Here is an 8,813-nt window from a genome sequence, read left to right as displayed (position 1 = left end):
GGCCGAACTGGGTAACTGTGCTGCCGACAGCGGCCAATTGCCGATCGTTCTGGCGGCGGTAGCGCGCGACGCCGGGGCCGCCCCCAAGCAAGTCCTTGCCGATGCGGGCTACCGCTCGGAGGCGACGTTCGAACAATTGCGCGAGCACCCCGCCGAGTTGATCGTGGCGCCCGGACGCGAGGGCAAGAAAGAGGTGAAGGTCGATGCCCGGAAGCGCCCGCTATGCGCTGCGATGGCCGACAAGTTTACTTGTGCGCAAACTCAGGCGGCCTATCGAAAGCGCAAATGGCTGTCCGAACCGCCGAATGCCTGGGTAAAGAGCGTTCTCGGATTTCGACAATTCAGCATGCGCGGACTGGCCAAGGCCCAGGCCGAATGGAAACTCGTCTGCGCGGCGCTGAACCTACGCAGAATGTCGAAAATGACGCCTGCGTAAGTCCCGAAGGGGACAACATTGCCCTGATTTCGCCGCCGGGAAAGCCATTTTTGCGCGCAATGGCGGACCAAACCGCAATCGGCGTTGACGCCGCACGATGTGGCGTCAGTACCGGCAGCTCAAATTCTGTCTGCCGCGCGGATTCCTAGGCGCCTTGTCGCCGAAGCAGTCGAAATCGGCGAAACGGTGCGGCAGGAACGGACGCATTGCGTCACAATGACCGTTCTCGCCGCGCCGTTTTCGTCATTCATACAGTGCAATCAGAACAGGAGCAACGCATGGCCGGACCTTCCGTGACCGCAAGCATCGGCAACATCGACTATCAGGTTCGTCTCGCGGACGGCACGCATTCGTGGATCGCCGACGAGCCCGCCAGCATCGGCGGCGGTGACACGGGACCGGAACCCGCCTCGCTGCTGCTCGCGAGCCTCGGCGCCTGCACGTCCATCACGCTGAAGATGTATGCGAAGCGCAAGGAATGGCCGCTCGAAGCGGTGCACGTCGAGTTGTCGATGAAGAGCACCGCGGAAGGCACGAACATCGACCGGCGCATCGCGCTCACGGGCGCCCTCTCCGATGAACAGCGGGAACGGCTCTTGCAAATCGCCAATGCGTGCCCGATGCACAAGGTCCTGTCCGGCGCGATTCACATCGAGTCCGGACTCGCACCGCAGTGATGCATCGCGGGCACACGAACGTCCAAGGAAACCGTCGTCTTGAATTTCGAACACCTCATCCAGATCAACGATCCGCTCAATCCGCTCGTGGAGTCGCTCTCGCGCGAGCAGCTCTGGGAAGGGCTCGTGCTGCGCGCCGAGCAGCCGCAGTTGTTCGTGCTGGGCCTGGATAGCTGCGACATCATCTCGCGCGATGGCGACACGATGGAGCGCGAACTCCATTACGGTCAGGCCACCGTGCGCGATCGTGTGACGCTCACGCCCGGTTCGAGTGTGCGCTACGACATCCTGCCGACCGCCGACTACGTCGGCGGCTCGCTCACGATGGCGATCGAGCAGCCCGACGCGCTCCAGCTCTTCCTGCGCTTCAGCTACAGCACCACGCTGCCGGAGAACGAGGATGCAACGCCCGACGAGCGTCAGACGCAGGAAATCGTGAAGTCGGCGTATCGCGAATCGGACATCGACACCGTGCGGTTGATTCGCCAGTTCGCGCACGGCCGACAGGATCAAAGCCCGCTGCATTGAGCGGTTGCCGCGAAAGTGCCTCGATGCGGCGGCGCAGAGTTGTGGCCGCATCGAGACTGGCTATCAGAAGTTGTGCTTCAATCGGAAAGTCTAGTTGCAAATAGGAATAGTTATCATTTACTATAGACCCATCGAATCAACGGACGCACACACTTCGCCATGACCGACACGCCGCGATCCTCCACGCTCAGGCTGCGCCGCCCGGCTGTCCGCGACGCCGCGATCACCCGCCCGAAAACGACCACCGTCACGACGGTTCATGTCGCGCACGCAGCGGAAAGCAACGGCGAGCGCTCGCTCAAGAGCGACGCGCTGCTGCAAGGGCGCAGCCACGTGAGCATCGTGCATAACGGGGAGACCTATCAGTTGCGCGCGACGCGTCTCGGCAAACTGATCCTGACGAAGTAAGCGGCAAGAACAGCAGTACGTACCGGGTATTGTGGGGACCACCTCGCCAAGAGGTGTTTGGCCTTAGCCAGCGAGGACGACTTGCACGCGAGAATTCAGACCCCTTCGTGCAAACACCAGCCAGTCGTCGATAGCAAGCGAAGCCGCTTTTTTTGGTTCCCGCGCTTTCGCGATGCGCTCGATGCGCAAGCCACGCGATGATGATCGAACGAACGGCACGCTTTCATGTGAAGGCGTGCCGTTTTTGTTTGCCGCGACGAATCGCAGCGGAAGAATCAGACGTTCTCGATGCCCAATGCCGCGATGCCCGCCTTGGCGATCTGCGCATCCTGTTCCGACTTCACGCCCGACACGCCCACCGCTCCGACGATATCCGTGCCCACGAAGATCGGCACGCCGCCTTCGAGCATGGCGGTCATCGGCGCGCTGAGGAAGGCCGTGCGGCCCTGCTTGATCGTGTCTTCGTAGACCTTGGTCTCGCGGCGGCCGAGCACGGCGGTGCGCGCCTTGCCCGTGGCCATTTCGGCGGTGCTCGCGCCCGCCCCTTCCAGACGATGCAGGTGCAGCAGGTGCCCGCCATCGTCGACGATCGCGATCGTCACGTTCCAGTTGTGTTCCTTCGCATGCGCCTCGGCGGCGGCGGCCATCGACTTGACGTCTTCGTCGGTCAGTACAGGTTTGGTTCTCACTTCTCGCTCTCGCTCTCGCTCTCGTTGCCGTGCGACACGGCGTGGACGGTTTATCGGGTGAAGCCCCAGAACATCAGGTACCACGCGCTGTCCGCGACGGCCAGCGCAGCGACAAACCATACCATCGTGAGTGCGCGCGGAACAAGCGTCGACGCATAGCGGCTCGTCACGCGCCACGCGAGCCACGCGCTCCATGCGTTCGCGATGAAGAGCAGACCGAGGCGCAGATCCGTGACCCACCAGAGCGGCACGTGCTCGGCGCGCAGCAGCGACACGGTCGTCGCCGACAGGCCGAGGAACACGCCGCAGCCTGCGAGCGGAATCAGCGCGAGCGTCAGGTGATGCAGACGCGTCGCGTCGAACCTGCCGAGCATGCGCGTGCCCGCGGCGAGCAGCGCGAGCAGCGCGGTGCCGTACACGAGCCCCGTCACGACGATATAAGCGATGACCATCGTGCCGTCGAGCCACGAGAAGACGTCGTTCTGCTCCGGATAGTGCGTGAAGAGGAACCACGGCGCGGTGGTGTCGAGCGGCCAGAGGATGTCGTGATCGATGAGCCACGCCGCGAGATATTGCTTCAGGTCGACGAACCACGTGCTCACGGTCCAGTGGAACGCGCCGATCGCGATGCCGAGCAGGCCATACAGAATCAGCGCGGTGTCCCACGGGTTCGCGGCCTTGTCGCCGAGCCCGACCACTTCTTCCGACGGCGAGCGCCACGTGAGCGCGATCGCGTCGCGATGGCCGCTGCATCGGCCGCACATGTGGCAGTCGGCGGCGCCCTTCATGTTGCGCAGCGGGACGAGCGGCGCGCAGTTGATCGGAATCACGCGATGGCCGTGCTCGCCTTTCGTGTACGAGCGTCGCCAGGCGTCTTCGTTGACCTTGTAGTGAAACGGCGCGAGACGCGCGAGCAGCGAGAACACGCCGTTCACCGGGCACAGGTACTTGCACCACACGCGCTTCTCGCGGCCATACAGCACGCCGATGATCATCGCGCCCACGGTCGAGCCGCCGAGCACGAGCAGCACCGCTTTCGGATACTGATAGACGCTGACCATCTGGCCGTAGATCGTCGTCAGGCCGAATGCGACGAACGGCCAGCCGCCCCAGCGCATCCAGCGCGGAATCGCCCAGCCGCGGCCGAACTTGCTCGCGAACTCGGACAACGCGCCTTCAGGGCACAGCACGCCGCACCAGACGCGGCCGAGCATGACCATCGACAGCAGCACGAACGGCCACCAGATGCCCCAGAACACGAACTGCGCGGCGAGCGTGAGATTGCTCCACAGATGCGCGGAGCCGTCGGGCAGCGGCATCACGGCGGGAACGATGATCAGAAACGCGTACACGGCAACGACGACCCACTGAATCATGCGGATCGCGCTGCCGTGACGTTGCATCCAGTGGCCGGCTTGCTGAAGCCGGCCGGGGTTTTCCAGGCCTCTGGGCATTACGGAACTCATGCTGGACGGCTTGCCGCCTTTTGTTTCTGCGCCATCCGATGATTCGAACGGCGCAGCAGAAGATAGATGACGATCCAGTACACCGCATACGCAACGAGGTTCATCCCCGCCGGATGCGCGCGATAGCCGGTGAGCGCGGCGACGAGCGAGCCAAAGGTGCTCGAATCGTCGAGCAGCCACGACGTGTTCCACACCTGATTCACGATGACCGGCAGCACTTCCATGTCGATCAGCTTGTCGACGCCCGTCTCGAACAGACCCGCCGCGAGGAACAGCAGCATGATTTCGGTGACGCGGAAGAACGAGCGCCACGAGAAGATCTTGCCACCGAGCTGCAGCAGATAAAAGGTCAGCAGCGCGAGCCCGAAGCCGAGGACGATCGCGACATACTGCGACGCGTCGACGTGACCCGACTGCCCGAAGCCGACGCCATACAGAAACACGGCGGTCTCGCTGCCTTCACGCGCGATCGCGAGCGCGACCAGCACCGCGATGCCCCACCAGTGCCCGTCCTGCGTGCTCTTTTGCAGCGACGTCTCCATGTCGCGCTTGAGCGTGCGGCCGTGGCGCTTCATCCACAAGACCATCTGCACGATCAGCACGCACGCGATCAGCACCATCGCGGTCTGGAAGTAATCCTGCGCATCGCCCGACAGCACTTCCGTGAAACCGACGAGCGCGGCGGCCAGCGCCACGGCTGCGAGCAGACCGATGACGACACCGGTCCACAGATAAGGCAGGCCGCGGCGCGCCTGATGGTCGCCGTTCTTCAGCCACGCGTAGAGAATGCCGACGACGAGCAACGCCTCGACGCTCTCCCGCCATACGATGAAAAGTACCTGCCCCATTTCCAACCTCCGCAATTCCACTTCATTCGGCCGCGCGGCATGTGGCGCTCGCGCGGCGCGTTCGTTACTTCGCGACGATCACGCCCTGCGCGGACTGATGAAAGTCGTCGAAGAACTTGTACTCGCCCGGCTCGAGCGGCGCGATCACGACGAACGAATCGGCGCCCGGCGCGAGCACCTTCTCCTTGCGCAACTGCACGCTTTCGAACTCGGCCGCGCCCTTGCCGATGTTGTGCACTTCGATCTTGATGCGCTGTCCCGCCGGCACTTCGATGCGCGCCGGGTTGAGCTTGCCGTCGTTCATTTCGAGCTTGAACGTCGGCAGATCCGCGGCGGATGCGATCCCGGAAGCGAACACGGATACCGCGAGCGCGACGATCTGGCTTTTCAGTTTCATGCGTACTTCCTGAGAAAGAACGCGCCCGGTCCGGGACGCCGGGCGCTACGGACGATCAGTAACCGCCCTTCTTGCCGATGCCCGCGAACGGGAAATCGTATTCGATCGTGAACGGCTTGAACCACGGGCCAACGCCCGTTTCCTTGTCGGTGTGACGGCCGAAGGCCATGTGGCCCGTTTCCGTCGGCGGCGAGACATGCAGCTTCAGGTGATATTTGCCCGGACCGAAGAGCTTCACGTTGTCGCCATAGTGCGGGCCGTCGCTCGCGACCATTGCCATCAGGTCGCCCTTCACGGTCTGCGTCGTGCCGACCTTCGTGAGTTCATACGTCACGTTCAGATACGGCATCCAGTCGCCTTCGGCGAAACCGGTCGGGTTGTTCTTGACCGCGTGAATATCCGCCTCGAGGTGGATATCCGAATCCGACGCCTTGCGCATCATGCCTTCCGGCGCCATCGTGATCGGCTGGAGGTAGACGGCACCCGTTTCCATGCCGCCCTCGATGTGCTGCTTGCCGATCGGATATTCGGCGGCCGAGGCTGCCATCATCGCCGTGAGACCTGCGGCGGCGACGAGGCCGCGCATCAACGTTGAACCCATCAGAAACTCCTTCTTGTTATCGATTGGCGCGCGTGCCACGCGAGCCTTGCCACTGGAACACCGGACCGGCACGCCAGATGCCCGGAAAAAAGAAAGCGCCGGCCGGGCAAAAACCTCCCGTTTGGAATGATCGGACCGCCGTTTGCCGGAGCCGCGCTAGCACAACTCCGTGAACGTTAATACGAACCATTCTCAATGTTCGTCAGTTTAGCATCGTTCAAACCGCGCAACAATTTGAGCGAGCTTACACACCTAGATGCAGTAAGGGTTTTCGCGAGATCGGAACGTCCCGCGCGACCACAAAAAAAAGCGCGGCGAACCGTCCGGTTCGCCGCGCTTCGTGCATCAAGCCCTTGAAAATCACTTACATATTGTTTACTTACCGCCCGTGCCGCTCACGTGATCGCCCACGTTCGCGCCGAACACGCGCTGTCGCAGCAGCGCCAATTGGTCGCGGGTCTGCGCCGCCTTTTCGAATTCCAGATTCTTGGCGTGATCCATCATCTGCTTTTCGAGCCGCTTGATTTCCTTCGCGAGCTGCTTCTCGGACATGTCCTCGAACTTCGCGCGCGCCTGCGCTTCCTTCAGCTCGGCGCGGGCTTCGTCCGCGTTGTAGACGCCATCGATGATGTCCTTGATGCGCTTCTCCACGCCGCGCGGCGTGATGCCCATCTTCTCGTTGTGCGCGATCTGCTTGGCGCGGCGCCGCTCGGTTTCGCCGATGGCGCGCTTCATCGAGTCGGTCATGTTGTCGGCGTAGAGGATCGCCTTGCCGTTCACGTTCCGCGCCGCCCGTCCGATGGTCTGGATCAGCGAGCGCTCGGCGCGCAGGAAGCCTTCCTTGTCGGCATCGAGAATCGCGACGAGCGACACCTCGGGAATATCGAGACCCTCGCGCAACAGGTTGATGCCGACGAGCACGTCGAATGTGCCGAGCCGCAGGTCGCGGATGATTTCCACGCGCTCGACGGTATCGATATCGCTGTGCAGATAGCGCACCTTCACGCCGTGATCGGCCAGAAACTCGGTGAGCTGCTCGGCCATGCGTTTCGTGAGCACGGTGACGAGCACGCGCTCGCGCGCCGCGACGCGCGCGTTGATTTCTGAAAGCACGTCGTCGACCTGCGAGCGCGCCGGACGCACTTCGATTTCCGGATCGACGAGACCGGTCGGACGCACGAGCTGCTCGGCCACCTGCCCCGTCTTCGCCTTCTCGTAATCGGCGGGCGTCGCGGAAACGAAGATCGCCTGGCGCATCTTGCGCTCGAACTCGTTGAACTTGAGCGGACGGTTATCGAGCGCGGACGGCATGCGAAAGCCGTAATCGACGAGATTTTCCTTGCGCGCGCGGTCGCCGTTGTACATGCCGTTCAACTGGCCGATCAGCACGTGCGATTCGTCGAGCAGCATCACCGCGTCGGGCGGCAGATAGTCGACGAGCGTCGGCGGCGGCTCGCCGGGCGCCGCACCCGAGAAATGCCGCGAGTAGTTCTCGATGCCCTTGCAGAAGCCGAGCTCCTGGAGCATTTCGAGGTCGAAGCGCGTGCGCTGCTCCAGCCGCTGCGCCTCGACGAGCTTGCCGTCGCCGTGGAAGAACTCGAGCCGCTCGCGCAGTTCGAGCTTGATGGTTTCGATCGCGCGCATGACCGTGTCGCGCGGCGTCACATAATGCGACGACGGATACACGGTAAAGCGCGGAATCTTGTTGCGCACGCGGCCGGTGAGCGGATCGAAGAGCATCATCGATTCGACTTCGTCGTCGAAAAGTTCGACGCGCACCGCCATTTCCGCGTGCTCCGCCGGGAAAATATCGATGGTGTCACCGCGCACGCGAAACGACCCGCGCTGGAAATCGGCTTCGTTGCGCGTGTATTGCATCGCGATCAGGCGCGCGATGACATCGCGCTGGCCGAGCTTGTCGCCGGTGCGCAGCGTGAGAATCATCCGGTGGTACTCGGACGGATTGCCGATACCGTAAATCGCCGACACCGTCGCGACGATCACCACGTCGCGGCGCTCGAGCAGGCTCTTCGTGGCCGAGAGCCGCATCTGCTCGATGTGCTCGTTGATCGACGAATCCTTCTCGATGAAGAGATCGCGCTGCGGCACGTACGCTTCCGGCTGATAGTAGTCGTAGTACGAGACGAAGTACTCGACGGCATTGCGCGGAAAGAACTCGCGGAACTCCGCGTAGAGCTGCGCCGCGAGCGTCTTGTTCGGCGCGAAGACGATCGCCGGGCGGCCGAGGCGCGCGATCACGTTGGCCATCGTGAAGGTCTTGCCCGAGCCGGTCACGCCGAGCAGCGTCTGGAAGGACAGGCCGTCCTCGACGCCCTCGACGAGCGTGTTGATTGCCTCGGGCTGGTCGCCCGCGGGCGGATACGGCTGATAAAGCTGAAACGGCGAGCCTTCGAACGTGACGAACTTCGACTCGTCCAGTTCGTCCGGCGTTTCGATGAGAGTATCGGACATGAGAAATCGGGAAAGTCAACGCCTGAGGCAATCGATCATTCTAGCGTCGTACGCGAAACACGCGCTTGCCGTGACGTGACAGGGAATTCGGGAGCTTCGTCTTTCGTGATGTTGGGCGCGAATCGTCAAACTCAAGCATGCGCACTTGCGCCCTTTTTTATCGCTGGCAAAAAGCGCTTTCCGGCAAAAAAGGGCCAAAGACCGCACGCGTTCGCATCACATTCGCCCGAAAAGCCCTGCGGGATTCGCTACAATGTGCGACTGGGCCGAACGGTTTCCAGCCGTTCTTCG

At 62.7% G+C, this 8,813-nt stretch carries 10 protein-coding genes; 4 read left to right on the top strand and 6 right to left on the bottom strand.

Annotated features, from left to right (window positions below; genetic code table 11):
* From AWB78_RS33055 to hemP, 4 genes are all read left to right on the top strand, one after another.
* On the top strand, positions 1 to 436 hold a 436-nt coding region (locus AWB78_RS33055; protein WP_157697436.1), incomplete at its 5' end, for a transposase.
* A gap of 278 nt (positions 437 to 714) precedes the next feature.
* Positions 715 to 1,113: an OsmC family protein gene (locus tag AWB78_RS33050; protein ID WP_062610829.1), complete on the top strand. Its 399-nt coding sequence runs from the start codon at positions 715 to 717 to the stop codon at positions 1,111 to 1,113.
* 39 nt (positions 1,114 to 1,152) lie between these two features.
* Positions 1,153 to 1,641: an SRPBCC family protein gene (locus AWB78_RS33045; RefSeq protein WP_062610828.1), complete on the top strand. Its 489-nt coding sequence runs from the start codon at positions 1,153 to 1,155 to the stop codon at positions 1,639 to 1,641.
* Positions 1,642 to 1,800: 159 nt separating this feature from the next.
* Positions 1,801 to 2,049, top strand: coding sequence for a hemin uptake protein HemP (hemP, locus tag AWB78_RS33040; protein ID WP_062610827.1), 249 nt, complete (start codon positions 1,801 to 1,803; stop codon positions 2,047 to 2,049).
* Between the two features lie 275 nt (positions 2,050 to 2,324).
* Here the strand turns inward: hemP and AWB78_RS33035 are convergent, their stop codons facing one another.
* The 6 genes from AWB78_RS33035 to uvrB all read right to left on the bottom strand — a co-directional run bounded on the left by AWB78_RS33035 (position 2,325) and on the right by uvrB (position 8,522).
* Entirely contained in the window at positions 2,325 to 2,738 is a 414-nt protein-coding gene (locus tag AWB78_RS33035; protein WP_062610826.1) for a GlcG/HbpS family heme-binding protein, read from the bottom strand.
* A 50-nt stretch (positions 2,739 to 2,788) separates the two neighbouring features.
* On the bottom strand, positions 2,789 to 4,204 hold the full coding sequence (locus AWB78_RS33030; RefSeq protein WP_198399403.1) for a 4Fe-4S binding protein: 1,416 nt from the start codon (positions 4,202 to 4,204) through the stop codon (positions 2,789 to 2,791).
* Complete coding sequence (locus tag AWB78_RS33025; RefSeq protein ID WP_062610824.1) at positions 4,201 to 5,052, bottom strand: FTR1 family iron permease; 852 nt, start codon at positions 5,050 to 5,052, stop codon at positions 4,201 to 4,203. The genes AWB78_RS33030 and AWB78_RS33025 overlap by 4 nt, the downstream gene beginning before the upstream one ends.
* A gap of 64 nt (positions 5,053 to 5,116) precedes the next feature.
* The gene (locus AWB78_RS33020) at positions 5,117 to 5,449 is read right to left on the bottom strand and encodes a cupredoxin domain-containing protein (RefSeq protein WP_062610823.1); all 333 of its coding nucleotides are present in this window, start codon (positions 5,447 to 5,449) and stop codon (positions 5,117 to 5,119) included.
* A 55-nt stretch (positions 5,450 to 5,504) separates the two neighbouring features.
* Entirely contained in the window at positions 5,505 to 6,050 is a 546-nt protein-coding gene (locus tag AWB78_RS33015) for an iron transporter (protein ID WP_082883512.1), read from the bottom strand.
* 375 nt (positions 6,051 to 6,425) lie between these two features.
* Entirely contained in the window at positions 6,426 to 8,522 is a 2,097-nt protein-coding gene (uvrB, locus tag AWB78_RS33010; protein WP_062610822.1) for an excinuclease ABC subunit UvrB, read from the bottom strand.
* Between the last annotated feature and the right edge of the window lie 291 nt (positions 8,523 to 8,813).

This window comes from Caballeronia calidae, from assembly GCF_900044055.2.
GTDB lineage: Bacteria > Pseudomonadota > Gammaproteobacteria > Burkholderiales > Burkholderiaceae > Caballeronia > Caballeronia calidae.
Note: the sequence above shows the minus strand (reverse complement) of the source record. Positions and strands in the feature narration are given on the sequence as shown.

Excerpts from the sequence above, each read along its gene's own strand:
- uvrB (WP_062610822.1), bottom strand. The coding sequence starts at position 8,522 with ATGTCCGATACTCTCATCGAAACGCCGGACGAACTGGACGAGTCGAAG.
- AWB78_RS33015 (WP_082883512.1), bottom strand. The coding sequence starts at position 6,050 with ATGGGTTCAACGTTGATGCGCGGCCTCGTCGCCGCCGCAGGTCTCACG.
- AWB78_RS33050 (WP_062610829.1), top strand. The coding sequence starts at position 715 with ATGGCCGGACCTTCCGTGACCGCAAGCATCGGCAACATCGACTATCAG.
- AWB78_RS33030 (WP_198399403.1), bottom strand. The coding sequence starts at position 4,204 with ATGAGTTCCGTAATGCCCAGAGGCCTGGAAAACCCCGGCCGGCTTCAG.
- AWB78_RS33020 (WP_062610823.1), bottom strand. The coding sequence starts at position 5,449 with ATGAAACTGAAAAGCCAGATCGTCGCGCTCGCGGTATCCGTGTTCGCT.
- hemP (WP_062610827.1), top strand. The coding sequence starts at position 1,801 with ATGACCGACACGCCGCGATCCTCCACGCTCAGGCTGCGCCGCCCGGCT.
- AWB78_RS33025 (WP_062610824.1), bottom strand. The coding sequence starts at position 5,052 with ATGGGGCAGGTACTTTTCATCGTATGGCGGGAGAGCGTCGAGGCGTTG.